The 26,022-nt window shown below is 32.2% G+C and carries 25 protein-coding genes, 2 tRNA genes and 2 pseudogenes; 16 read left to right on the top strand and 13 right to left on the bottom strand.

Annotated elements, in window-relative coordinates; genetic code table 11:
* Positions 1 to 2: 2 nt before the first annotated feature.
* From rpsI to AAGD53_RS07360, 4 genes are all read left to right on the top strand, one after another.
* A complete protein-coding gene (gene rpsI / locus AAGD53_RS07375) occupies positions 3 to 479 on the top strand; it encodes a 30S ribosomal protein S9 (RefSeq protein ID WP_341748113.1) in 477 nt (158 codons plus the stop codon).
* Positions 480 to 540: 61 nt separating this feature from the next.
* Positions 541 to 617, top strand: a tRNA-Met gene (locus AAGD53_RS07370).
* Between the two features lie 206 nt (positions 618 to 823).
* Positions 824 to 1,159 carry a YraN family protein gene (locus AAGD53_RS07365; protein WP_341762750.1) on the top strand — a complete coding sequence of 112 codons (336 nt, stop codon included), beginning with the start codon at positions 824 to 826 and terminating at the stop codon, positions 1,157 to 1,159.
* Positions 1,160 to 1,317: 158 nt separating this feature from the next.
* Positions 1,318 to 1,392, top strand: a tRNA-Thr gene (locus tag AAGD53_RS07360).
* A gap of 426 nt (positions 1,393 to 1,818) precedes the next feature.
* Here AAGD53_RS07360 and AAGD53_RS07355 read toward each other — a convergent pair.
* The 7 genes and pseudogenes from AAGD53_RS07355 to AAGD53_RS07325 all read right to left on the bottom strand — a co-directional run bounded on the left by AAGD53_RS07355 (position 1,819) and on the right by AAGD53_RS07325 (position 8,600).
* Positions 1,819 to 2,136, bottom strand: a complete 318-nt coding sequence (locus tag AAGD53_RS07355; protein ID WP_341762749.1) for a transposase — start codon at positions 2,134 to 2,136, stop codon at positions 1,819 to 1,821.
* A 200-nt stretch (positions 2,137 to 2,336) separates the two neighbouring features.
* The gene (locus tag AAGD53_RS07350) at positions 2,337 to 2,645 is read right to left on the bottom strand and encodes a nucleoside triphosphate pyrophosphohydrolase (protein WP_341761783.1); all 309 of its coding nucleotides are present in this window, start codon (positions 2,643 to 2,645) and stop codon (positions 2,337 to 2,339) included.
* Positions 2,646 to 2,671: 26 nt separating this feature from the next.
* A complete protein-coding gene (locus tag AAGD53_RS07345) occupies positions 2,672 to 3,544 on the bottom strand; it encodes a palindromic element RPE1 domain-containing protein (protein ID WP_341763448.1) in 873 nt (290 codons plus the stop codon).
* 6 nt (positions 3,545 to 3,550) lie between these two features.
* Positions 3,551 to 6,028, bottom strand: a pseudogene (locus tag AAGD53_RS07340) (UvrD-helicase domain-containing protein); the annotation flags it as partial.
* A 220-nt stretch (positions 6,029 to 6,248) separates the two neighbouring features.
* The gene (locus AAGD53_RS07335) at positions 6,249 to 6,788 is read right to left on the bottom strand and encodes a demethoxyubiquinone hydroxylase family protein (protein ID WP_341762748.1); all 540 of its coding nucleotides are present in this window, start codon (positions 6,786 to 6,788) and stop codon (positions 6,249 to 6,251) included.
* A gap of 41 nt (positions 6,789 to 6,829) precedes the next feature.
* Positions 6,830 to 7,699 carry a phosphatase PAP2 family protein gene (locus AAGD53_RS07330; protein WP_341761140.1) on the bottom strand — a complete coding sequence of 290 codons (870 nt, stop codon included), beginning with the start codon at positions 7,697 to 7,699 and terminating at the stop codon, positions 6,830 to 6,832.
* Positions 7,686 to 8,600 (bottom strand): phosphatase PAP2 family protein, encoded by a 915-nt coding sequence (locus AAGD53_RS07325; protein WP_341762747.1) that lies wholly within the window; start codon positions 8,598 to 8,600, stop codon positions 7,686 to 7,688. Before AAGD53_RS07325 ends, AAGD53_RS07330 begins: the two co-directional genes overlap by 14 nt.
* Before the next feature lie 426 nt (positions 8,601 to 9,026).
* Here AAGD53_RS07325 and AAGD53_RS07320 point away from each other — a divergent pair, with 426 nt between their 5' ends.
* The 4 genes from AAGD53_RS07320 to lpxC all read left to right on the top strand — a co-directional run bounded on the left by AAGD53_RS07320 (position 9,027) and on the right by lpxC (position 12,353).
* A complete protein-coding gene (locus AAGD53_RS07320) occupies positions 9,027 to 9,401 on the top strand; it encodes a cupredoxin domain-containing protein (RefSeq protein WP_341762746.1) in 375 nt (124 codons plus the stop codon).
* Between the two features lie 16 nt (positions 9,402 to 9,417).
* Positions 9,418 to 10,245: an FTR1 family protein gene (locus tag AAGD53_RS07315; protein WP_341762745.1), complete on the top strand. Its 828-nt coding sequence runs from the start codon at positions 9,418 to 9,420 to the stop codon at positions 10,243 to 10,245.
* Positions 10,246 to 10,253: 8 nt separating this feature from the next.
* Entirely contained in the window at positions 10,254 to 10,796 is a 543-nt protein-coding gene (locus tag AAGD53_RS07310; protein WP_341762744.1) for a septation protein A, read from the top strand.
* 696 nt (positions 10,797 to 11,492) lie between these two features.
* A complete protein-coding gene (lpxC, locus tag AAGD53_RS07305; protein ID WP_341761145.1) occupies positions 11,493 to 12,353 on the top strand; it encodes a UDP-3-O-acyl-N-acetylglucosamine deacetylase in 861 nt (286 codons plus the stop codon).
* An 88-nt stretch (positions 12,354 to 12,441) separates the two neighbouring features.
* Here the strand turns inward: lpxC and AAGD53_RS07300 are convergent, their stop codons facing one another.
* Positions 12,442 to 12,633 carry a hypothetical protein gene (locus AAGD53_RS07300; RefSeq protein ID WP_341762743.1) on the bottom strand — a complete coding sequence of 64 codons (192 nt, stop codon included), beginning with the start codon at positions 12,631 to 12,633 and terminating at the stop codon, positions 12,442 to 12,444.
* A gap of 160 nt (positions 12,634 to 12,793) precedes the next feature.
* On the opposite strand from AAGD53_RS07300, the gene AAGD53_RS07295 reads away from it, so the two are divergent.
* Together AAGD53_RS07295 and AAGD53_RS07290 are read left to right on the top strand one after the other, a co-directional pair.
* Complete coding sequence (locus AAGD53_RS07295) at positions 12,794 to 13,054, top strand: Rpn family recombination-promoting nuclease/putative transposase (RefSeq protein ID WP_341762742.1); 261 nt, start codon at positions 12,794 to 12,796, stop codon at positions 13,052 to 13,054.
* A 693-nt stretch (positions 13,055 to 13,747) separates the two neighbouring features.
* A complete protein-coding gene (locus AAGD53_RS07290) occupies positions 13,748 to 14,698 on the top strand; it encodes an IS110 family transposase (protein ID WP_341762740.1) in 951 nt (316 codons plus the stop codon).
* A 60-nt stretch (positions 14,699 to 14,758) separates the two neighbouring features.
* On the opposite strand, the gene AAGD53_RS07285 is transcribed toward AAGD53_RS07290, so the two are convergent.
* Both AAGD53_RS07285 and AAGD53_RS07280 read right to left on the bottom strand, forming a co-directional pair.
* Entirely contained in the window at positions 14,759 to 15,421 is a 663-nt protein-coding gene (locus AAGD53_RS07285) for an IS5 family transposase (protein WP_341762741.1), read from the bottom strand.
* A gap of 131 nt (positions 15,422 to 15,552) precedes the next feature.
* A complete protein-coding gene (locus AAGD53_RS07280; RefSeq protein WP_341762740.1) occupies positions 15,553 to 16,503 on the bottom strand; it encodes an IS110 family transposase in 951 nt (316 codons plus the stop codon).
* 231 nt (positions 16,504 to 16,734) lie between these two features.
* On the opposite strand from AAGD53_RS07280, the gene AAGD53_RS07275 reads away from it, so the two are divergent.
* Positions 16,735 to 17,316, top strand: a complete 582-nt coding sequence (locus AAGD53_RS07275) for a reverse transcriptase N-terminal domain-containing protein (RefSeq protein ID WP_341762739.1) — start codon at positions 16,735 to 16,737, stop codon at positions 17,314 to 17,316.
* Here the strand turns inward: AAGD53_RS07275 and AAGD53_RS07270 are convergent.
* The gene (locus tag AAGD53_RS07270; RefSeq protein ID WP_341762738.1) at positions 17,313 to 17,624 is read right to left on the bottom strand and encodes a hypothetical protein; all 312 of its coding nucleotides are present in this window, start codon (positions 17,622 to 17,624) and stop codon (positions 17,313 to 17,315) included. The genes AAGD53_RS07275 and AAGD53_RS07270 overlap by 4 nt on opposite strands.
* 1,062 nt (positions 17,625 to 18,686) lie before the next feature.
* On the opposite strand from AAGD53_RS07270, the gene AAGD53_RS07265 reads away from it, so the two are divergent.
* Positions 18,687 to 19,145 carry a nucleotidyltransferase substrate binding protein gene (locus AAGD53_RS07265; RefSeq protein ID WP_341761750.1) on the top strand — a complete coding sequence of 153 codons (459 nt, stop codon included), beginning with the start codon at positions 18,687 to 18,689 and terminating at the stop codon, positions 19,143 to 19,145.
* Positions 19,126 to 19,461 carry a nucleotidyltransferase family protein gene (locus AAGD53_RS07260; RefSeq protein ID WP_341762737.1) on the top strand — a complete coding sequence of 112 codons (336 nt, stop codon included), beginning with the start codon at positions 19,126 to 19,128 and terminating at the stop codon, positions 19,459 to 19,461. The genes AAGD53_RS07265 and AAGD53_RS07260 overlap by 20 nt, the downstream gene beginning before the upstream one ends.
* Here the strand turns inward: AAGD53_RS07260 and AAGD53_RS07255 are convergent.
* On the bottom strand, positions 19,433 to 19,597 hold the full coding sequence (locus AAGD53_RS07255) for a palindromic element RPE1 domain-containing protein (RefSeq protein WP_341761753.1): 165 nt from the start codon (positions 19,595 to 19,597) through the stop codon (positions 19,433 to 19,435). The genes AAGD53_RS07260 and AAGD53_RS07255 overlap by 29 nt on opposite strands.
* 147 nt (positions 19,598 to 19,744) lie before the next feature.
* Here AAGD53_RS07255 and hemW point away from each other — a divergent pair, with 147 nt between their 5' ends.
* Together hemW and AAGD53_RS07245 are read left to right on the top strand one after the other, a co-directional pair.
* Positions 19,745 to 20,941 carry a radical SAM family heme chaperone HemW gene (gene hemW / locus AAGD53_RS07250; RefSeq protein ID WP_342279116.1) on the top strand — a complete coding sequence of 399 codons (1,197 nt, stop codon included), beginning with the start codon at positions 19,745 to 19,747 and terminating at the stop codon, positions 20,939 to 20,941.
* A 951-nt stretch (positions 20,942 to 21,892) separates the two neighbouring features.
* Positions 21,893 to 23,293, top strand: a complete 1,401-nt coding sequence (locus AAGD53_RS07245) for a tyrosine-type recombinase/integrase (protein WP_341762735.1) — start codon at positions 21,893 to 21,895, stop codon at positions 23,291 to 23,293.
* 52 nt (positions 23,294 to 23,345) lie between these two features.
* Here the strand turns inward: AAGD53_RS07245 and AAGD53_RS07240 are convergent.
* Positions 23,346 to 24,136 (bottom strand): annotated as a pseudogene (locus AAGD53_RS07240) (DNA adenine methylase).
* Between the two features lie 154 nt (positions 24,137 to 24,290).
* Between AAGD53_RS07240 and AAGD53_RS07235 the strand changes: the two are divergent.
* On the top strand, positions 24,291 to 25,961 hold the full coding sequence (locus AAGD53_RS07235) for an IS1634 family transposase (RefSeq protein ID WP_341762638.1): 1,671 nt from the start codon (positions 24,291 to 24,293) through the stop codon (positions 25,959 to 25,961).
* Positions 25,962 to 26,022 lie beyond the last annotated feature (61 nt).

Raw genomic sequence — 26,022 nt, 5'->3', positions numbered from 1 at the left:
TTATGACAATATTAAAGGTTCAAAGTGAGAAAACCAAAAGCGATACAGTTCAGAGTAAGTTAGTTAAGCCTAAAACGCCTGTAGGAAGTAGTGATAATAAAGTCTATGGTACAGGTAGAAGAAAAAGTGCAATTGCTAGAGTTTGGTTAAAAAGTGGTAGTGGTAAGGTAATTGTCAACAAAAAAAATATGGAGCAATATTTCACTCGTGAAGCTCATACCAAATCTCTTTTGCGACCATTTGTTGTAACCAATACTGCTGGACAATATGATATAATATGTACTGTCAGAGGCGGTGGAATATCAGGACAACTGGGTGCTGTACTACACGGTGTTTCTAGGGCTCTTGACAAAATTGCACCAGAATTTCATAGTATTTTACGCAAATCCGGTTTCTTAACAAGAGACTCAAGGGTTGTAGAACGAAAAAAATATGGTAAGCATAAAGCTAGAAAAAGTACTCAATTCTCTAAACGTTAAAATTTTACAGAGTCTGTTTGGAGTTGTCTAGCATGTGATTTTCTGAAGCTCTTTCCATCATGGCGGGGTAGCTCAGTTGGTTAGAGCAGCGGAATCATAATCCGCGTGTCGGGGGTTCAAATCCCTCCCTCGCTACCACAAAATGCTAATTCATGTGGTAGTTTATTATCGACTTTGTGTAATGGGGGTTTTCATAATAAGAATCAACAACTAATTCTTTAAAGCATTAAGTATACTGCGATTTTTTTTATATTTTATATATGAAAGTTATTAGTGCTACTTGATGTCTATGCTATTATGCGGTGAATGTACTCGAAATTCTTCAAGTTCTTGCAAACATTATTATGAAAAGGATTACATTCGGTTTAATAGCTGAGTATGTAGCTATTATTATTTATAAAATTAAATTTTATCAAATTCTTCACCATCGTAAAAGATATTATGTTGGTGAGATTGATATTATCGCCCTACGTGGAAAACAACTTGTTTTTATAGAAGTAAAAGCAAGGCGTTCTGACGTTGATGATCGGATATTGTCAACTCATCAACAAGCAAGAATAAAAAGATCTGCTAGTGTATTTTTAAGCTCTAACCCAAAATACCAAAATTATCAAGTTAGATTTGACCTAATAATTATTAAACCTTACAGTATACCAATTATTATTGAAAACGCATGGTAATAGAGTTCTTTCTACTAGACGAAAAAGAATCTAATTATACACTATACACTCAAATGCTAACTGACTAAGTAATTATTTTAAAATTATTGCTTGACCAATAAAGCAATATATGTCAAAAAGATCATACTCATATAGTCTGAGACTTCTCTTAAAACTAGGCCGCTATAGCTCAGAGGTAGAGCACATCATTGGTAATGATGAGGTCGTAGGTTCAATTCCTACTAGCGGCACCAATTTTTTATTAGTTGTAATCCTTAAAGTCCTAGTACTCATAAGCTTTCTTCCTATAATTTGTATTAATATTTAAAGACTATCTAAACTTGATATATTTGTCAATTTATCATAAAAACTAGGGCGATTTCTTAAAAAAACCAAAATAAAACCTACATGAAAAATAATAGTTTCTAGTCACATTATTAGTTGAATTATTATTTTAATATTAAACTAAAATAAGTTAATTAAATAAATTAATCTTTTTCAATTGTTTTTGCTTAAAACTTAACATTAATAATTAAACTAATAGACTAGTTAATTAAATTAGTCATTATATCATAAATACTACTCAAATCGTTGATATCTTGATAAAAACTTGCTACCAAAAGAAGTTTTAAAACGAAAAAGCGTATTTTCTACGCTCTCCCTTCGGTCATAACTATTCTTTACTCTCCATGTTGATATCCCCTCTTTCGTTGATATTTTACAGCTTTATCTCTCTCTGTTTTAGGCTTGTGTAATTTAACTGATAATGAATGGTTGGGAGGTCTGATAACTGGCTTCATTCCTTTCTTTCTCAACAATTGATATACAGCTTCACCGTCATACCCTGAATCCCCAAGGAAATCTTTAGCCCTGATACCAATCAGCAATGGCTCAATCTGAGATATGTCACCTGTGTTATGTTCTGTAGTGCTATCAGCTAGGATTATTCCCTTATCATTTACAACAATATATGGTTCTTTTTTCTTCTCTCTTGTCAATTCTGATTTCTTTTTAATTTCTCTCCTTTCTATCAGATTATTTATACTTTTATACTCTATTCTCTATTTATGCAACAAAGCCAGACGGTATTAAAGAAAAAATTGATGAGAGATCAGGGTTCTTTTAGCTTATCACTACAATCTTTGAAATTAGTCACCAGCCCTTTAATAATTGACTCACTTGATTGTTATTGAGTAGCTTAGGTTTTTATGGTTATTTTTTCTAAAACTATTTTATTGTCAAAAGCACCATTGGTATCTTTTTTGTGCTTTTTAATGTTTAGTATATCCTTTAATTTATAAGAGTTGCTATTACATATTGCCTCAAGTACTTCTATGATATCAGCAATTTCTTCGATAGATTCACTTTCTAAAAATTCTTCTACCTCTTCAGAAAGTTTCTGTCTTAATAATTGTTTATACTCAGCCAATTCTGCAATACGAAAGACTGGTATTCGACCAGATTTTAAGATAATTTGCGGAACTGAATCTCTCACTAATTTTGTCATATTGCCTGTGTATTATTGGTTAAAGGTTAACCAATTGTCATAAAATTGGCATTTTCTAGCCATAAAATTTTGCAAATAATTTCATTGTTAGGATATAGTTTTGCTATTATATGTCGGTAAAAATTCAACTGATCAATATAAGATTCCTTAACTAATTGACAGGTTTTAGGTGGACTAGCATCGGATTTATAATCAATAATGGTTATTTTTCCCGTATCAATAGCAAGTAAATCAATTCGTCCTATCTTAACCTCATCATTTATAGTTGTTCCTATCGTTACTTCAGTTTTTAGCTCTTGGGAAATAAGTGCCATAAATTCTATATTATTCAGTAATTTATCAATATTACTATGAATCTTTTCTTGCAAAGTTGTTGGTAACTTGTGAATAAACAGATGTTTATTCATACTAGAAAAATCATTGATCTTTGTGGCATCTTCTAGAATTTTATGAAATATCTTACCATATTCCAAATGATCATTAACTATAAGAGGAAAATTGACTAAATAATTTTGCTTTGTATTTTTGGTGATTTTATTAATTAAAAAAAGATTTGGTACCCAATCTTCAATATCATTCCCACTACCTTCAATGTCATTCCTGCTTCCCTTGATGTCATCCTGCTTCGGTGCAGGATATAGAATATCTAAAGCACCTTTTTGGTCTATTTCTTTAGATTTCTGCCCATTTTCACTTTCTTCTATAGACCTCTTTTGAAACTCTACTTCTGCTGGTGATTTGTACGTCGATGCGGTACTCGAATCCTCACGTACATCTGAGTACGCTGCGGGTTGAGGTTCCGCGTCTCCTTCAAATCCCTCAGCATAAGCGAGTTTCGAAAGAGGTCTAATAACTGATTCATAAACTATGATACCATTTTCCTGTACCTTCCCGTGCATATTCATTGTTCTAGCAACCAACTCATACCAACAATTTTGTGGTAGCTTACTACTTGACTGATAACCACATATCACTAAATGGTCTTCGGCTCTAGTCATTGCAACATAAAGTAGTCTAATATATTCTTGTAAGTCTTTTTGTTGCTCCTTTCCTTTGAGAATTTTAAAGAATTCTGGGCTATTGGCTGATTGAGTGGTAGAGAACACTTGATTTTCGTCCCAAATGAATTTATTACTATTAGTTGGTACTGAACTAGTATCGCACAGAATAACAATAGGTGCTTGTAGACCTTTAGAAGCATGCACGGTCATAATTTTTATCTTACTTGACGATTCTAAGTTTCTTTTAATCTCAATTTTGTTATTTTCAAACCAATAAACAAAGCTTTGCAAAGAGTTATCTATATTATTAGCATAATTGCTACTCAAATATATCAATTCATTTATTACGTCATTACTATCAAAGCCATTAGCCTCAACTAAAACTTTTCTAACATCCAAACAATCGACAATAAGTGGAAAAAAATTCTCACAATTGGCAACCTTATATAGCTGCAAGAAATGGCACAGTTTCTTATATATAATTGCATAGTCTTGGACAGTTTGTAGGTAACCCCAAAGAGAATTTTTGCCTCGAGAAATTGCAATAGTTTGTAGTGCCTGTTCACTCATGCCGATTATTGGTGATTTTAACAGACTAGCCAAATTCAAATCATCTTGAGGTAGTAGTACAAATTTCGCTATGCTCATTAGGTCTAATACTGACAAACTTTTATTTAAAGTAATCCGATCAACATCTTCTACTGGTAAACCATGTTGCTTAAGACAATTAATAATCTCAAAAATCAACTCATCTCTCTTGCGTACCAAAATCATAAAATCTGATTCTTTGACTTCGGAATTAGTAGCAGGCAGGATTCTTCGACTTGCTATTTGGCTTTTTATAAAACTAGCAATTTGTTGTGCAAGTAATTGCTGAGCAGATTTGGATTTATTATGCTCTTCCAGTAAAGGCCAAAACAACTTACTCTCTTTTTCATCCTTAACTAATGGCCAAAGTTCAACTCTACCTTTATGAGTTTGACGAAATGGCAAAATTTTAGGATTATCAGATGTAAATAATTGAGGGGTAGTATGTTTAATTTGTTGAAAAATTAGATAGACAATATCAATAATTTCTTTAGTAGATCTATAAGACCACTGGAGGGTAATATTTCTGAAATTCTTATTTGCATCAGATAGGTTTTTATACAAATTTTCATTAACATAACTAAAAGAGCTAAGATTTGCTCCTTGGAAGCTAAAAATCGACTGTTTCTCATCGCCTACAACAAAAATAGTACTTTTTTGCTTAGTGCTAGAAGTAAAGTCTGCTATAATTGCAGTGATAATGTCCCATTGTTCTGGGCTAGTATCTTGTGCTTCATCAACAAGCAAGTGGTCAATCCCGCCATTAAGTTTATAAGCTATCCAATTTTTTGCAGCATTATCCGTTAATAATAACTGCGTAAGATAAATTAAATCATCATAATCAAGTAAACTATGCTGGGTTTTGTAGGAATCATATTTATCAAGAAAAATCTTTGCCAAGTTACGTAATGAATTTGAGTAATTCTCCATATCTTGCATTTTAGCTTGTTGATCTAGCTGAAAAATTTTCTCTTGAATATATTCAAGTTCATTCAATAACTTTGGGTACTTCATTGCCATAGATTTAGGCAATATGTTCTTACGCTTAAGGTTTTCTTTAGTAAGAAAAAATTGTTGAATTTCTTGATCTAGGTCAATAGCTATTGAGTATTTTGCCAATAATTGCTTAGCTTGATCATAAATATTTAGTAATTGTGCAGAAATAGTTTGAGTATCGTACTCTACAGAATCCATTTGTTTGGCAAATAATTTTTTAAACTTAATTTTTTGCTGGATTATTTCAGAGAAAATATCATTGATAGTTGTTTCATGGAAATTTGTCAGAAAAAAACTAATCAGCTCATTATAAGTCGGATCTAAATAGATTTGGTTTCTTATTTTGCTAAGAATCCCTTGTGCTGTAATCTCGTCAAGAATCTGAAATTTTGGATTAATACCAACTTCAAAAGGAAATAATTTAAGTATTTTCTGACAGAAAGCATGGATAGTATAAATATGAATACCATCTTCAGAATTTAGTAGTTTGTGATATAAAGTTTTGGTATATTTTACCTCACTTTCTAAAGGCTCTCTAGTAAGTAATAAACCTAACTCTTCAGTTAATTTAGCGGTTTCGTTTGCAGCAAATTTAGCAAGCTTATTTTTAATCCTACTCTGCATTTCAAGGGCGGCTGCATTAGTAAAAGTTAAGCATAGGATTTTTTCAAAGGGGACTCCCTTAATTAGTAACCGCAGCACCCTATCTGTTAAAATTTTGGTTTTGCCTGTACCAGCTGATGCAGAAACCCAAACAGAATATTTGGGGTCAGATGCTTGTTGTTGTAATTCATTCATTTAATTCCTATTTACCTCAGTTTTGGATTAAAATTAAAAATTTCAATCCAAAACTGGCTAGAATATATACGTTTATAAAACGTCTATTAGCGAGGAGTCGCGAAAAAGCGGCGACGTGGCAATCTAGGATACGCGAAGCGTACTACAGCTTCGCTGTTTACCTAGATCGCTACGGCATCTAAAGAGCCTTGCTATGACGATTATAGGAAAATGTAGGATACTATGCTTTTTTACTCACATTAATAGCCATATTACACATTAATTTAATAACTTTATTGATTAAGGAAGCAAATACTATATTACTGCTACCTTGTACTAGGGCTATATCTTTATGTTCAATTTCCTCAGCCTGAAATTGTTTTATGCTATCTACCAATTCTTTCTCTAAATTATACAATTCGAGATAATCTATTTGTTTCTGATAATGTTGTTCAATCACTTCTTCTACACTTTGCGTTAGTAGCATGGCAGTTTTTGTTCCTATCAATATCGATCCACTACCAAGTATATAGCCAATAATATGCCAAAATGGTATAAAAATAGTTGGTCTAACATTACGTTGTAATAACAAATTAGTAAAGTAGCTCAAATGTACTTCTTCTTGCTGCATCATATGTTTTATTGTAGAGGAAGCTTCGTGGTTTTTGCAATAATTTAATTGCCCTTGATAAATTCGTTTAGCTCCATATTCTCCAGCATGATTTACTCTAATAATTTCTTTTATGATATTATCTGAATTGGTGAAATCGGGTCTTGCCATATGCTGCCTTAGTATCTAAATAACGGATAATTTATTGCATTTTATAATATATCAATTTTATTAGATCGGGTAATCTTAGAGATAGTACTAGGAATTAATACAAAAATTCCAAAAACAAGAACACTATATTTTAATATAATACTACAATAGAAAATGAAAATGTTTATTTTTAGAGTAGGTATGAATTTTGCTATGCCAATTAAAATGGCTAGGGATATTAGAGCGGTTGGAATACTAATTTTGTGCTGTAGACCAACTGCCTGATTTTCTATCCATCGTAAGGATAACCCAAAGCCAATGAGAGCTCCTATTGCCATCGGTATCATAGGTGGCCATGGTAAAGATTGAGACACTATGGTGTATAGTGAGATTATTATAGCAAGTAAAAACCAAAATTTTTTGCAACTATGTTGAAATACTTCTACAAGTAATGCTCTTTCTAAATATGTTTTCCATATATGGAAAACACAAAACCCAAATATCAAACCACCAATTACATCATATATACTATGAACACCAAGATATACTCTTGAAAGACCAATACCAATTATTGGCAGTAAGCATAAATACTTAAAAGGACTATTTTTAAGACTTAAAAAGATTGCTAGCCAAAAAGTGGTTGCCACTTGAACATCACCACTAGGAAAGCCAAAAGGATCATACACAGATATTAAATGTAAAGATATGTCAGGACGCGATATTTTAAATAAATTCTTTAACAAGCAATTAAGTAAAGTACAAAAAGGTATTAAAAATCCTAATGATCTAAATAATAATGCCGATGGATTTAACCAATATCCTAAAGCAGTAATGGTAATGTAAAAGTAATCACTAGCAAAAAATGGAAATAACTTAAATATGGTTGTTAGAAAATCTGTTCTTATTTCTACAATCCAACTAGTATCTATCATGAAAAGAATGCTTATAATGATTGATATAGTTTGCAATAAAAACTGATGCTGGGATACAAAATCCGATTATAGCCCATTGCATTTGCCTGATAGCTAATGGTAAAGAGGAGATATAACCAACTGTAAAAAGCATTTTGACTATAAAGAGCATGAAAAAACACAGTATTGTTGCTGATATACTCTTCTGCTTTGAAGAATTGGTTTCGCAAAACTGCGGGGTATTCGCGTACTCACGTAGCTCATCTACGCTCCGTTCGCTCACCCCTTGTTTTACGTTCCAATTCTTCAAATCATTTGAGTATATTTTGCTTCGTAAATTTATAATTGTTATTTTTTTTGTAAAAATGTTTTCAGAAAATATTACTCCAATAAGAGCGTAATATGCCATATATAGATGTTCTTCTACCTTATGTATAGATGCAATGTACAACATCAAAAATGTAGTAAAAGTCAATAAAACTGGTGGCAATATTTGCTTTTTTGTGCTTGCAAGAAATGTATAAAAGGCTATTAATAAAGATCCAAAGAATATGGCTCCTAGAATATCAAAATAATTATGATAGTCACAATAGACTAAACTCATTCCTATTCCAAATAGCAAACCAGTTATCAGAATTTTACATATACGGCTTTGTGTTTTTGTCATCAGCCAACCATATAAAACAACTGAAGACTGCATATGACCACTTGGAAAAGCAAAACCTTGTTTACCAATATGAGCGGATAGTGGTACTTGAAATGTAATTTTTAGAGCAAAATTAAATAACATACTTACTAATATTAAACATATTGCATTAAAAAACACTTTTTGCTCTAACCAAATATAGCCTAGTATCAGTAGTGGGATAATGACTATATCATGACTAAAACTTAAAAAAATCTTAGCAACATTGTCTAGCATAAAAAATTGTAGAAGATTTGAACTTATAGACACTATTTACCTGGTCGCCAATTAAACTTCACCCATTATACAGAGTATCTATATACAAGATTTTATCATTTTGTCAATAGCTAATTACCCAGCTAAAAGCTCCAGTGATTATAATTGTCTTTTTATAGGTGATCATTTATAATTACCTAATTACTTACTGTACAAACTATCAGAGTTGGCTAGAGGAAAAACAACATATTGTTATAAAAAATATTTGATCCTTGATGACTTAGTGGAAATCTAATATATTGTATAATATAGGGAGGGTGCTTATGAATTTATCCAAAAAAATAAAGAACCATAAAAAACAAAAAAACTACACTCTGTTATATGTGCTTGTAGCTATGATTGTATTGGTGTATTTTGTAACTTTAATAAAGCTTTCAAGTTAAAACTATGGAAAAAAAAACTATCCTTCAATTTTTTGGAGGTATTATTCTATTGATAGGTGTAATAATTTTTGCAATTAGTCATCGAAGCACATCTAAGAATGATGTAGATATTAATATAGTAGAAATTGTAACGGTTATAAAGAATCATAGATTTGAGCCAAATATTATTAGAGTAGAAAGTGGTAAGAAGATTCGTTTTACTATCCACAACCAAGATAGTACAGTAGAAGAGTTTGAGAGTCATGATCTACACCGCGAAAAGATTATTATGCCAAATGACTCTATAAATATCATCCTTGCCCCTTTAGTCCCGGGTAAATATGATTTTTTTGGAGACTTTCATCAAGAGACAGCACAAGGGTCTCTCATTGTTAATTAAATTTATTTAGGTTTAGATGTTTAAAATAGCATTAGTGGTATTCAGGGAATGCCTAGAAATAGCTTTGTTGCTTGGTGTAATGCTTGCTGTGACAAAACAATTAGAAAAATCTAGAATTTATATAATTGCTGGAGTCATGCTTGGTACAGTTTCTGCTGCGTTATTTGCTTTCTTTACTCGTAGTATAACCGTAGCATTTAGTGGTCTAGGTGATGAGATATTTAACTCTGGAATTATTTTATTAACAGTTGCATTAATTGGTTGGACTATAGTATGGATGCAAGGTTATGGTATTAAGATAAAACAAAATCTTAATGATTTGTCTGTAAAAATTAGTAGCGGTGATAGTAGTTATATAATGCTAGTACTGATTGTTGCGGCAACTATTCTTCGAGAAGGAATGGAAATTATTATATTAGTTTATAGTATTTCTTCAGTCGAAATTATTGACAGTAATAGCTATCTATTAGGATTAATTATTGGTATAGTCAGTGGTCTAACTTTGGGTGTCATTATCTATTTAGGTTTAATAAAAATAGTAAACCAACAATATATATTTCGTATATCTTCCATTTTATTAATGCTTGTTGCTAGTGGCTTTGCAGCAGAAGCTGCTGGTATATTGAGTTCTTCAGGGATTATTACTATTTTATCCGACCAGCTTTGGGATAGCTCTTGGCTCATTTCTGACAGAAGTATCTATGGTAAATTCCTAAAAATGATTACTGGATATATTGCTAGACCTAACGGATTACAAGTTGTTTTTTATGTTTGTACTCTAGGTTTAATTAATATCTTAATACAAATAAAAATCAGACACACAAAAGCAGTAACAGAGAAATAAAACTATTTATGATTAATTTTTTATCAGAAGTTGCTCCGCTTATAGCTTTTTTTATTGGCTATTTTTATGGTGGTAGTATACAAAGTGCGACGTTATATATACTTATTACTTCAATTATTTGTGTTAGTTTGTGTTATCTTATAGAAGGAAAAGTTTCCAAATCCTCCTTAATATCTTCTGGAGTGTTATTAGTTTCAGCTAGTATAGTTTTGATTAGTGGTAACTCTATGTATATCAAAATCAAACCAACTATTCTATATGTAATTTTTGCTAGTATATTTTTTATCAGTGCCATAAGAAATAAGGCCTTTTTGAAATATATGTTTAATCATTTTGTCCAACTTGAAGATAAGAACTGGAATATTTTAAGCTATAGATCTGCTGTTTTTTTACTGTTCATGGCAGTGTTAAATGAAATAATATGGCGTAATTTTGCAGAATCTACATGGGTTATATTTAAAATATTTGGAGCAATACCTGTAACGATCATTTTCTTTTTACTACAACTACCTTTTATATTGAAGAACAGACTTCCAGATTCAACAGAGTAAGGTATATTCGATGAAAATCGAGAATTGCGTTGTCGTCTTCAGGACACAACTGTTGAAAGTTAAAAAATCATCTATTAGCGAAGTGCTGTTGTAAGGCTTAAACCGTCATTGCGAGACGCCGCTGCAAGCGGCGACGTGGCAATCCATGAAGCTTGTTATATAGATTGCTTCGTCGACCTACGGTCATAACTGTCGAAAGTTAAAAAAGGTATTAAAATATAACTAAAGATTGTGTATAAATTAAGTTCATATAAATACAAAAAGTTGAATAATATACAAATATTATAAATTTAATAGGTGAAGATAAACTAAATGAAGTAAATAAATTATACAAAATAGATAGGTCATTGCTTGAGACAGAAATTATCAAAGATATAGTGTTATTTTGCAGCGGAGAGCCTAATCTTGTAGATTTAAAATTATAAATGTTAGATTATTATTTATGTATAATTTTTGGTTGCAATAAATTATAGTTTTTAACTTTCGACAGTTGTGGACCTACGGTCTCCTCGCAATGACGTTTTGTACTTTTCGGCAATTTTTAAATGCTATACGTAAGGTGAATGACTCAGAAAAAAACTTGATTATCGAGTATATATAGATTGATGAAATATTTCGTAACATAATGTAACTTGCATGTAGTTGTTTAAGGCATTAAAATAAGTTGAATTTCTAAAATGTTAGTAAAATTAACCAATGCAAGTATCAATACTAAACCCAGTAAGTTGTTATGGTGTGGGCGTTCATTCCGGTAACATTACTCAGATGACTTTAAGACCAGCTGTAGAAAATACCGGTATTGTTTTTGTCAGAACTGATGTAAGGCAAGAGATAAATTTTATTCAAGCTAGTTGTTTAAATGTTTCAGAAACTTCTTTATCTACTACCATAAAAAATGAACATCATATTTATGTTTCAACTATAGAACATTTAATGGCAGCTCTTTGGGGATGTGGAATCGATAATTTAATAATTGAAATCGATGGTCCTGAAGTCCCGATAATGGATGGTAGCAGTAAACCATTCGTCTTTATGATAGAATGTGCTGGTAGACAATTACAAAATACTCCAAAGAAATACCTAAAAATCTTAAAAGAAATTAGGGCAATTCACAAAGATTGCGAGTTAGTAGCTAGCCCTGCTCATAGCATGACGGTTGATATAACAATAGATTTTGCTAGTAAGGCTATTGGCAAGCAAAATTTAGTCTTCTCGGAGAATGAGTCTTTCAAAAATAACATTGCTGATGCTAGAACTTTTGGATTTATCCATGAACTTGAATATTTAAAAAGTAAGGGCTTAGCACGTGGTGCATCTCTCGATAACGCTATAGGTATAGATCAAGATATTATAATGAACCACGATGGACTAAGATATACTGATGAATTCGTGCGTCACAAACTTCTCGACCTGTTTGGAGATTTATATACTACAGGAGGTCATCTAATAGCTGACATCACGGGTTATAAAACTAGTCATGCTCTTAATAACCAATTCTTACGACAAGTATTTAGTGATCGCAGCTTCTATCAATGGGTTAGTGCTAGAGAAATTTAGGTTATTTTTTACCCAAAAACTTGAAAATTGGTTTACCAACTCTTCAAGTTTTTGCAGTATACTCGAATAATTTAAAGAGGGGGTATTTCTATTTATACTGCTCGTAAATGAAGAGTTGATAGGCGATAGAATCAAAATCATAATAGTAGCAGGAATTACCAAGTCGAGGAGTGGAGCGTACATTTAGTACGTTAGCACCGCTAGAATCTTGGATAATGACAACGCAATTCTTGATAATATCGGCTATTTTACGTAAATCGTTAGTATCTTGAAATTGCATATTTGAAGTTGTAGTAAATTTGTTTTTGAAATAATATTATGATAGAAAAATAAGCTTGTCAATTAATAGCAAATCATTTATTGAATAAGTAATAGGCAATTATACCTATTGAGAGTAACCCTGCCTATTCTTTTTGCTCTTTAGCTAGGCTTCTTTATTATTGATCACAAAGACCACAAAGAAGTCCAAAAAGTCAAAGAAGCCGAAGTATGATGAAATTGTTAAAGTAGCAATGGAAAATCCTATGGTAGCTTATGATTTTCTTAAAACTCATTTGCCTAAGGATGTGCTGGCTATAATTGATACGTCTACGTTAAAAATAGAAAACGCAAGCTTTATTGAACCAAGGCTTACTCGTAGTAGCTCGGATGTATTATTTTCGGCTAAATTTAATGATCAGGATGTTATATTTTCACATTGATAGAACATGTGCGACATGAAGTTGCACAAAAGAATATGCATAAATATGCATTAGGACAGCATCGAAATCCTATTGTCACGCCTTTGGTGCAAATCGGGTAACTAATTTGTGCTAAGCAAGGGCGAAAGCCGAACCAAAGTATTTAGTTGGAAAAAAAATGGAGGCAAGACAAAATCAAAATAGGTTGAACGCAAGTGAATCTTTGATTTAAAATACCGTAGCGAGTGAAGTATAAAACCAACTGTTACATATTAATGGGGTAATTTTAGATAATAAATGCTGAAAAGATAATGTTCTCTTTTCAGGAAGATGCCATTCCCCCGGTATAGAGAAGGCAACCTACTCGATGTATTTCTTTTGTGTGGAACATGGTAAACCTAATAATGTATTGAGAATATATATTTAGTGGGCAAAAGATGGTTTAAAAAGCGAATGTCACCAACTGAAAGGTAACAGGAATAAATAACTGGGTGGATATGCTTAATGTAAGCTAATTCGAAAGGGTGCTGACTTAAACTAGGTTCTTATATCTTTAAATTATGATATAAGTAATTGTAAGAGGGTGACTTGATAGGTTCTTGATTGAAATAATCGTGCACAGAATAAGTACCCTCTTACAAGGTTTGCTTTGAACAAATTGCAGAAGGTGCTGGAAGCAGCAGCCTTGCCCAATAAGATGAAGGAGATTATATCATGAGTAAAATAATAGGTCTAGATGTAAGTAAAAAATGGTTAGATATATGTTTATATGAGTCTAACAATAAACCGATATATAATCGTTTTTCCAATGATAAGTTAGGGCATGAAGAACTGATAAAATTAATAAAAGAGCAAGAAATTAAGATAATAGTATGTGAGCATACTGGAGGTTATGAAGCAGAGATTTGCCAAGAATTGTATAATAATAAGCAACAAATACATAAGGTCAATACCTATAGTTTTAATTCATTTAGTAAATCGGTGAATTTGTGTAAAACTGATAAGAAGGACGCATTTAAATTAGCATATTATGGCGACAAGATGCAACTTACAGCTAATTATTTATATCAAGTTGAATCAGAGACTTTGAAGAGATATCAGCAAAGGCGAGAAGATTTAGTATTAATGCTTAGCAATGAAAAGAAGAGGCTACATCATAGTATTGATGGCATTGATAAAGAGAGTATAGAAAAACTCATTAAATTTTTACAGAATGAAATAGCTGAGCTTGATAAGAAATTAAATGAGGTAATAGATGAATCAGAAGAGTTGAAAGAGAAGGTAAAAATATTAGAGAGTGTGCCTGGTATTGGTAAATGCGTAGGTAAAAAACTAATTAGTTTTTTACCTGAATTAGGAAAAAAAAATTATAGTAGTAACGAATTGTCAGCAATTGTGGGGATAGCTCCTTATGCTCGTGATAGTGGTAATAAGCAAGGACGAAGATTTATTAGAGGTGGCAGGAAAATACCACGAGATGCTTTATACATGGCGGTATTGGCGGGGAAAAATGGTGTCAAAAATAGTTTTCAATATTTAAAAGCTTTATATGATAGGCTTGTTAACAATTTTAAACCTAAAAAGGTTGCTATAGTTGCGTGCATGCGTAAACTACTTGAAGTGTGCCATAAACTTATTCAACAAAAACGTTGTTTTGTTATTTAGATAAATATTTTTTATTTTTTTGAAATTTTAGATAAAAGATAATTGCTGTTGACAAAAATTTTAACGTAACCATATTAAAGTTCCAACGAAATTTAGAAAAGCTAAAAAAGTGGCTGGAGCTTTATCAAATCTAGAAAATATATGCCTAAAATGTTTGATTTTACCAAATAAGCACTCAATTAAATGTCGTTCCTTATAAGTATGTTTATCATATTCACGTTGTACTTTACGGTTAGATTTTGGTGGTATAATAATCTCACACCCCTTATTTTCTAAACTTTCTACAAATGCACTACTATCGTATCCTTTATCGGCTATCACAGTCGTATTCTGAACATCTTGAGTAAGATTTCTCGCTTGAGTTATATCATTTCTTTGCCCAGCAGTTAGTATAAACTTTAATGGATTACCAAGGGCATCAACAAGGGCATGAATTTTAGTACTAAAACCACCTCTGCTTCTACCTAAAGCTGCTTCTTCTTGATTACCTTTGATATATCCAGATGAGCAAGCATGTGCTCTTATAATAGTTGTATCAATCATAATCAATTCCATATCTGCATCTACTTTAACATAATCCATTAAAGCATCCCATATACCTTTATCAACCCATCTCTTAAATCTGCGATAAATACTGTACCAACAACCATAATCGTCAGGTAGAAGACACCATTGACAACCTGTTCTAACAATAAACCATATTGCTTCAATAAACTGTCTCATTTTTTCTTCATTCTTGTTGTGTATACCATTTCTTCTTACTATGGCAACTTTCTTTCCTCTTTCCTAACTATAATTTTTGTCAACAGCAATTATCTTTTATCTAAAATTTCAAAAAAATAAAAAATATTTATCTAAATAACAAAACAACGTTTTTGTTGAATAAGTTTATGGCACACTTCAAGTAGTTTACGCATGCACGCAACTATAGCAACCTTTTTAGGTTTAAAATTGTTAACAAGCCTATCATATAAAGCTTTTAAATATTGAAAACTATTTTTGACACCATTTTTCCCCGCCAATACCGCCATGTATAAAGCATCTCGTGGTATTTTCCTGCCACCTCTAATAAATCTTCGTCCTTGCTTATTACCACTATCACGAGCATAAGGAGCTATCCCCACAATTGCTGACAATTCGTTACTACTATAATTTTTTTTTCCTAATTCAGGTAAAAAACTAATTAGTTTTTTACCTACGCATTTACCAATACCAGGCACACTCTCTAATATTTTTACCTTCTCTTTCAACTCTTCTGATTCATCTATTACCTCATTTAATTTCTTATCAAGCTCAGCTATTTCATTCTGTAAAAATTTAATGAGTTTTTCTATACTCTCTTTATCAATGCCATCAATACTATGATGTAGCCTCTTCTTTTCATTGCTAAGCATTAATACTAAATCTTCTCGCCTTTGCTGATATCTCTTCAAAGTCTCTGATTCAACTTGATATAAATAATTAGCTGTAAGTTGCATCTTGTCGCCATAATATGCTAATTTAAATGCGTCCTTCTTATCAGTTTTACACAAATTCACCGATTTACTAAATGAATTAAAACTATAGGTATTGACCTTATGTATTTGTTGCTTATTATTATACAATTCTTGGCAAATCTCTGCTTCATAACCTCCAGTATGCTCACATACTATTATCTTAATTTCTTGCTCTTTTATTAATTTTATCAGTTCTTCATGCCCTAACTTATCATTGGAAAAACGATTATATATCGGTTTATTGTTAGACTCATATAAACATATATCTAACCATTTTTTACTTACATCTAGACCTATTATTTTACTCATGATATAATCTCCTTCATCTTATTGGGCAAGGCTGCTGCTTCCAGCACCTTCTGCAATTTGTTCAAAGCAAACCTTGTAAGAGGGTACTTATTCTGTGCACGATTATTTCAATCAAGAACCTATCAAGTCACCCTCTTACAATTACTTATATCATAATTTAAAGATATAAGAACCTAGGTGATCCTACGATAAAATTTTGTTAAAGAGAGCTAATTGTTATGGAAAAGTTAGATGCTTAAGAAGGCAAATGTAACACAACAAAATCAAGATTTTGAATGGAATTCCATAAAATGGAAAGAAGTCAATAACATGGTTAACAATCTTAGACAACGTTTATATCGTGCTACTGAAGAAGGAGACTTAAAGAAAGTGCGTAATTTACAAAAGTTGATATTACGATCACACTCTAATAAATTACAAGCTATCAGGAAAGTAACCTTACAAAACTCCGGCAAAAATACTCCCGGTATAGATGGATTTGTGGCAATTTCAAATAAGGAAAGGAAATTATTGTATAATAAACTTTCCCAAGAGAAAGAACCGCAATCTCAAGCTGTTAAGAGAGTATATATTTCTAAAGAGAATGGCAAAGAACGCCCTCTTGGACTACCTACAATAGCTGACCGTTGTAGACAATCTATTGTTAAGACTGCACTTGAACCTTATTGGGAAGTAAAATTTGAAGGCTCTAGTTATGGTTTCAGACCTAGTCGCGGAACTCATGACGCAATACAGAAAATCTTTTGTATTACAAGAAGTGGTTCAAATAGACCATGGATTTTAGATGCTGACATTAAAGGAGCTTTTGATTAGGCATGTTGATACTCCTTTCTAAAATCCACATCATAAAGGTGAGCATTTTTTAACTGATTAAATAATTTAATTGTGTCATAATGGTCGGGGAACAAGTAAGCGTTTGTTTCAGTATTTTTAGATACTTTAATTCGACCATTATGAATCCTATCATAAATCCAGTGTCTATCTACAGCTATTTTTTGGGTGACTTGAGTTACAGATAAAAATCCTTCTTTGCGTAATTGATGAGATTGTGATTCTTTTTGTAATAGCCGGTGCTTGAGACGAATAGTTTGTACCGTGCCGGGTATTACATAGGGTTTCATAGGTGAACGATAACCTTTAGCAGTTAATTGTTGAGCAATAGATTCATCATTTATACCTTTCTGACTTAGGGCGATTATTTTTTCTCTATTTCTTGTGACGATGATAATTCTTTAAAAGAACCTACACGAACATTAATTGACGTTGTTGTTGTATCACCACCTTTCCATACAATCCGTACAGATATAGTATCACGTTTTTGACGATGAACAACAACTTTATCAATAAGGCAGCGTAAAAATTCTTTACGTTGTTTGTGAGATAATTCTTGCTTACTCCATATGGTGGGTAATTGTTTGCCAATATCTCTAGATTAAATTGTGCTTCAGCTAATTTAGCTTGATAACTCAAACGTTCTAATTTTTGTTGCTGAGCTTTAAGCACCGACTGGGTCTCAATATCCTTATCCTTTAAAGAGGCTTCATAAGCATTTAATTCTATCGGTGAGAGTGCCTCAAAAAAAGTTTTAATTACATATTCATCAATTGAATCCGCGGCTCATCTTCGAGACGAAAAAGTGCTTGAAACGTCTAAAGAATCAGGTTCGCAGTGGTTTTGGTATGAAGTTTGTAGTCATGTAAACATCACTTTTCTACTTGACATACTAAAAATTAGTCAACATAATGCTTCTTATGTGTATTACCATTGTTTTGTTTCAAATAAAAACTCTTGTCATTAAAGTACACTTTTATCAGTATTTCTTTATTATAAAATTCCACAGGTGAAAAAATGTAGTCAGTAACGAGAATTTAATTCTACACTCCACTCGTCGCATAATACTCACGTTCTATAGCATAATTTCTGCTCATATTTATCTCGAAGATGAGCCGCGGACAAAAATTGACAGATTGGGGTACGATATTGGCTTCTGAGATAGTTATACTGATTATCTTTCAAAATAGAATTAACATGGTATCATGGTATAATTTAGTATTAGGTCTATCATTAGTTGGAATTAAATTATTAATTCTATTTTGAAAGATAATCAGTATTACTATACATTTTCTTCGATCGATTTCTAAAGAAAATAATGTATAATGAAAATTATTAAGAAATGAACTAACATGACCACATTTACTAGTATAAAAACTCCTCGCTGGCTATATCGTTTTGATAATTTTAAACGTGCTTTTGCTTTGCTACGTGAGGCGATGTACACAATGCGAGAACGCAAAATAAGTCAATTAGAGATGGAAGGAGTAGTGCAGCGTTTTGAATATACGTGGGAATTGACATGGAACGTACTTAAAGACTACCTAGAATATAAGGGGGTGATACTATCAACCATTACCCCAGCTACCGTACTTAAGGCAGCTATTGTCGCTAATTTGATTAAGAATGGTGAAGTATGGATGAATGCTTTAGATTCCCGTAATAAGATGTCACATACCTACGATTTCAAACAATTTGAACAGATTATTATAAATATTGAAAAGGATTATTATCCTGAATTGGAGAACATGTATTTGGTGATGCTGAAATTTGCAGAAGAAGAGATGGTAGATGAAAGTAAACATATCTAATCATGGATTAAGTACGGAACAGTTAAACATACTGCGTAATATTTTGTTGCCCTTCTCAAAACAAATTGAGAGAGTTGGTTTGTTTGGTTCGCGTGCTACTGGTTCTTATCGTCCTAATTCTGATATTGATATAGTTATTTATGGTTCGCTTGATGAAAAAACCCTTGATCGTATATTTACTTTACTTAATGACAGTAACTTACCGGTTAAAGTAGATGTACAATCTTATGATCTGATCACCTATCCACCTCTCAAAGAACATATCGATGCTAACATGCTACTATTGTTTACGCATGACCAATTTGAAGAGATCTAATAGACCTCTTTTGAAACTCTACTTCTGCTGGTGATTTGTACGTGATACCGGTACTCTGCTCCTCACGTACATTAGAGTACGCTGCGGGTCGAGGTTCCGCGTCTCCTTCACACCCTTGCGCATAAGCGAGTTTCAAAAGAGGTCTAATAAAGGGGTTGGAAGTAGTGATATAGTCAATTCAGGAGGATTGGGTAGCAGGAGCGATCGAAGACGACGTAACCAACTTCTCATCAATTGACTATAGTAAAAGATGAGCTTAAGTAATGTTCAACTAAGCATAAACATGAAAAATCCTTTATCGATATATATACACTGGCCGTTTTGTTTGTCAAAATGTCCATATTGTGATTTTAATTCTCATGTTGTAGATAAAGTAGATCATGATACATGGTTGAAATGTTATGAACTAGAGCTTGATCATTTCAAGGATATTATAGGTCATAAATATATAAAATCTATTTTCTTTGGAGGTGGAACTCCATCTTTAATGAAGCCATTTGTTGTTGAAGGAATAATTAAAAAAATAGCAAATTTAGCAATAATAGATGAGCAAACAGAAATTACTTTAGAAGCGAATCCCACTTCATTTGAGACTGAAAAATTTAGGGACTTTAGATCAGCTGGAATAAACCGTGTGTCAATTGGTGTCCAGTCTCTAGTGGAAGATGACTTAAAGAGTTTAGGACGACAACATGATGTAGGGCAAGCAATCAAAGCTATTGAAACAGCTCGCCATCTTTTCCCTAGAATATCTTTTGACCTAATTTATGCAAGAAGTAACCAAACTCTAGAAAGTTGGCAAGATGAACTTACCAATGCCATGAAACTTGCCTCAGGTCATATCTCACTGTATCAACTGGTAATCGAAAAGGGTACGTTATTTTACAAATTGTTTAACGAGGGAAATCTGACTATACCAAACTCAGATCAAGCAGCTGACCATTATGAGTGGACTAACTGCTATTTAAAGTCTCAAGGATATCTTAGATATGAAATATCAAATTATGCTATATTAGGTCATGAATGTAAGCATAACTTGACATATTGGCAATATGACAATTATTTAGGTATAGGTCCGGGTAGCCACAGTAGGGTTAACATGTGTGATAGTAATTTTACATCTAATCTCTATAGTATCATGATGTGGCATAAACCAGAAAAATGGTTACAAGCTGTAGATAGTTTAGGATGTGGTATTCAGCAGATTAATAAACTTTCTATGCAAGAAATAATTGAAGAAATGTTGATGATGGGACTACGTCTTGAAAAGGGTATAACTATTGATAGTATACAGAAAAGAACTGGTAAACAATTATTTGAGATTTTAGATATGGGAAAGGCAACATACTATAAAGAGCTAGGTTTACTTAGGTGGGATGAGGGATTAGGTGATAAAGGTCATATTAATCTTACAAACAAAGGTCTAATGTTACATAGCTATATAGTGCCAAGGTTATTTAAAACCTCAGTTTTGGATTAAAATTAAAAATTTTAATCCAAAACTGGCTAGAATATAGTAAAAATTTTGCACCATCGCAGTGGTGCTATTTTTGCTATTGTTTTGTACCATTGAAGCCCTAATACTCATAAGCTTTTCTCCTATAATTTTAATTAACATTTTAGCAATTATTTCGACTTAATATATTAGTCAATTTTTCGTGAAAATTGAGGAAAATCCCAAAAAAATCACTATAAAAATAGTGTTCTTATAATCATACTTTTAGTTGTACTATTATTATAATAGTCAACAAAAATAGGTTAATTTAAGTACTTAATTAATGTTAATGTTGCTATATAATTATATTAAATAATTATGTAACAATTTAGTTTATCTAGCCCCTGTGAACAAAATTTAAATTGTCTATATTTTGAGTATTTTTAAGAGAAAATTAATAAAATTTTTGCCATAATAGTTAATCCTATTTCAAAAAAATCTTATAATTTGCAGCTAAAAAGTTAAAATAGAGTAATTTGAATTTTGTTCAGAGCCTAGATATATGACACCAGTTCATTTCATCTTCCTAAAAATACAATAACCAAAACTACCAAACTGAAAGTTCAGAACAGCAAAAATGTTAACCCTCGAAAACTATAATAACAATTTTACTGCCTGTTATTAGATTAACATTATTCTGAAGAGCCTAAAAAATTTTTTAATTTTATTAAAAAATCCCCTTTACTCTGCGGAAAAATAATTGTATTTATGCAAGACGATACTACGTGATGTAGTGTCAGCACCGAGGTTAGAGGACAATCTATCAAATTTCAATCTAACCTCAGTGTCTATTTTTCGCAAAACAAAAAACAGGATTTTACTCTATGCCCTCCTATATTAGAAATCAATAAAAAACTACTTAATTTAAATAAAAAATACCAATAACATCATCAGTGCAAACGCTATTGAAACTAATAATATAATTAAGGTAAGTATATGACAACTTTTGACTTAAATTTTACCCAACAAGCTGTAAGTAAAATGATTCTTCCTAAAACTAAACAAGATTTTTATAATGATACCAAAGAAAGGGGCTTGTATCTTATTGTGAACAAAAGCAAGACTTTTTACTTACGTAAAACAGTAGAGAAGAAAGGTCGTTGTCGGGCAATTAGATTAGGTAAATTTCCTTATATGTCGGTAGCAGAGGCAAGAAATAAAGCTGCTGAACTAAAAAGCCAAATAGAAAGAGGCATTAACCCTCTTGAAAAATTAGCTATTGCAAATAATCAAATAGATAATCAACCAGCCGAACTAACAAATAATCCAATAGATGATAAATTAACCAAATTAACCGTTAAAGAGTTTTTTGATAAACATTATATTGAAGAACACTGTAAACGTAGAAATAGAGGCTGGGAAAATGATATTGCTAGAATGAAACGATTAGGTAAAGATTATTATGACATGAAAATAGCTACTGTAACAAGGGCTGATATTCAGAAAACGTTTAATGATATTAGCAACAATAGAGGTCCATATAGTGCTAACGACTTTGTTAAGTTATTTAGTGCGATGTTCAATAGGGGTATTAAATGGGAAATGTTAGAGAAGAATCCAACAAAGGGTATTGAAAAGAATCCGGAAAAAGTTAGAGAACGATATATTGCAACCATAGAGGAATTGACAAAGTTTATTAAGACAGTTATTGCAGAATGTACTAGTATAACTGCAGATGCTATCTTAATGCTATTATTTACTGGAGCTAGGAGAAGTAATGTTTTATCTATGAAATGGCAGGATATTAATTTTGAAAACATGACATGGACTATACCAGCTAAGATTGCTAAAAATAATAAAACACAAAGAGTTCATTTAGTGAACTCTGCCCTAAGCATATTGACAAGAAGACAAAAAGAAAATAATAATAAATCAGTATGGGTATTTCCAAGTAGCCATAAAGATAGTAAGAGTGGTCACATAGCAGTCCCACAGGAGGCTTGGCAGAAAATTTGTAAAGTAGCGGGTATTGACGACTTAAGGATACATGACTTAAGAAGAACACATGGTAGTTGGATGCGTAAAGCTGGAGCAAATAGAGAGATAATAGGTGAGGCTTTAGGTCATAAGGATCAAAGGTCAACAGAAGTATATGATATTATAGCTAAGGAGCAAGTTAGAGAGTTTCAGAACAAAGCTGCGATTCCATTCGACAAAATTCTGAAAGACACAGAATTTTTTACAGAAAATAAAGTAGCTCTGCCAAAAGAAACAAAAGAAATTACTGATAATGTTCAATTTAATAATATTATTGAGGCATTGCAAATACAGATTAAAGCACAGCAAAAAATGATTGAAGAATTGATGCAACAGATAAGAGATGTTAAATATACTTAAACGCAAGAGTAATGCTGAGTATATGTTGAGTAAACAGCATAGCTACTTAAGCTTATTCATAGTTAGTAATGATAAGCTCTTTGGCGATTTCTTTCTGTACATTTACTTTCTGTCCGGTTATGGTGTATTTAATGTCAACAGTATTTATGGTAAAATCTTGGTATATTTCTCGGATAAAGTCAGTATTACTATTAGAAATCATTAGTTTTACCCCTTTGCTAGTGAGTTCCTTGGCAAAATCTCTTAGCCTGACTTGTTCCTGTTCATTAAAGGGCAATCGAGTATAAAATTTCTCTCCAGCCTTATGATAAGGCGGATCAAAATAGACAAAATCATTTTCCTTAGGTTCGATAAATGAGAAATCAGTGACGTAAATTACGGTATCACTTAGAAAGCTACTGCATTGTTTTAGCCTTTTCTTAAAATGAGAAATACCATAGTTGTGAGTAGAAAAGTGCAAGCCAAGCTTGCCCTTTTTGTTGATACAATAAATACCATTGAAACAATATTTATTTAAATAAAGAAATCGAGCAGTGATGTTAGTAGGGTCATTGCTGTTATCATTGTTTAATTGTTTAGTACACTGTAATAATATTCTTTTGAGTGCTGTGCTTTGTGTTGGGACAATAAATCATTTACTGCTGTTGGATTCTTTTTTACCATATTATAGCTGGTAATTAATTCTAAATTAATATCAGATAAAAAACATTGTTTGAATCTATCTTTGATTTTAAAGAACAACGCCCCACCGCCAAGAAAAGGCTCGTAATAATTATTGAACGAGAGAGAAGTAGGAAGGCGGTCTATTAACTGATCGACAATTTTCCCCTGACTTCCGCAGATTTTTTGATATTAGTTGTTATAAGTGGCATTAGTAAGGAGGTGAAGTGGTACTCTCGTTCTATTGTGCCTAGTAGATATTTTATTATTGACTTTAACTGCGATGTTGTTTATTATTTAATTAATTGAATATAGCCCCATATTTTATAGCCCTAATATGTACATACGTCGTAAAAAAAGTCCTAATAGTCCAAGGCAATCTATCCAAATAGTAGAAGGTTATCGTGATAGTAAAGGTAACGTCAAACAGCGTATAGTACGTCATTTAGGAGTCTTCGTAGATGAAGTAGAAGAAGCTAAATTAGTCGCTTTAGCACAGGATTTGATTGCCAAGATTAAAGCTGAGAGAGAAGCTGCAACTGGGCAGGGGAATTTGTTTACTGATGATACTAACGAGGTTAAAAGAGGTCGTCCAACTAACAAACAGTTAAAAGATATTTTACCTGTTAATGAAGTAAAACTAAATGAGGTTGTAGAAGTCAAGCGAGTTGTGGAAGGGGTGCATCAAATAGGTGGGCATGTTTATGATCAGCTGCATTTTAACCAGTTACTAGCAAGGAAACGTGATGCTGGGATGCTGAAGGATTTAGTATTAGCCCGCATGGTAAGACCAGATAGTAAAAAAGGGATAGTTGAGTATTTAAGCGATCAATTTGACAAGCATCATGATCTAGATGCTACTTATCGGATGATGGACAAATTACATGAGCAAATACCTAAAATTAAAGAATTATGCTTTAAAAACACCCTAACCCTGATTCCTAATAAAGAGATTAGCCTAGTATTTTTTGATGTCACTACACTATACTTTGAATCAGTAGAAATAGATGAGCTAAGAGCCTTTGGCTATAGTAAAGATCATCGCTTTAATACTACGCAATTAGTTCTTGCCCTAGCAACTAATGAGGATGGACTGCCACTGGGGTACGAATTATTTAGTGGCAACACTGCAGAAGTTAGCACCTTAATTAAATCAATTAACAGTTGGCAAGCTTATCTTAAGGTTAAAGATGTCTGTTTTATTGCTGACCGGGCAATGTTTAGTAAAGCTAACTTGCAAGCTCTCGATGAAGGTGGTTATCGTTATATTGTGGCAGCAAAGCTTAAAACACTCACGAAAGAAAAGAAGCAACAAATATTATCAGGGGAAAACTATAAGCCAACTGTTATAGGCAATGATCTTACCTGGATTGCCGATTTAGAACATGAAGGTAAGCGTTTAATTACCAGTTATAAATCTAAAAGGGCTATTAATGATGCACAGGAGCGACAAAAAATTTTAGATAAAATTAACAAAACTATCGGTGAGTTTGGTAATACCAAAAAACTTATATCTAATAGTGGAGTAAAAAAATATACTTCTAGTGAAAATGGCAAGAGCTATATTGACCCAAAGAAAATAACAGAAGATGGATTATGGGATGGCATACATGGGGTAATCACCAATGACCAAACTATAACTCCACATGAAGCAATAGCAAAATATGCTAGATTATGGGTAATTGAAGAGCAATTTAGAATCAATAAACATAATTTACAAATGCGTCCAATTTTTCACTGGACTAAACAAAGGATAGAAGCACACATAGCTGTGTGTTATATGAGTTTTGCAGTGCTTAAAACTATAGAATACAAGGTTGCTCTGACCCAAAAGATCAGTGTAACTAACATCGTTGAATTATTAATATCAGTACAGGCTTCAATCTTAAGACATACAAAGACTGGTGATCTTTATAGACTACCAAGTGCAATAAAAAACGAAGCTAGAAAAATCTATAAAACCTTTAACATCAAACGTTCAGACCATGCTGCAATATATTTAAAATAACAAAATAATGTTGTGCCTAAATTTTAAAAATCCCAGCACTATGAGCCTTCTAAGCTTATGC

The sequence above is a fragment of the Candidatus Tisiphia endosymbiont of Melanophora roralis genome, assembly GCF_964026575.1.
GTDB lineage: Bacteria > Pseudomonadota > Alphaproteobacteria > Rickettsiales > Rickettsiaceae > Tisiphia.
The sequence above is the reverse complement of the archived record's forward strand: the minus strand, read 5'-3'. Positions and strand labels throughout refer to the sequence as shown.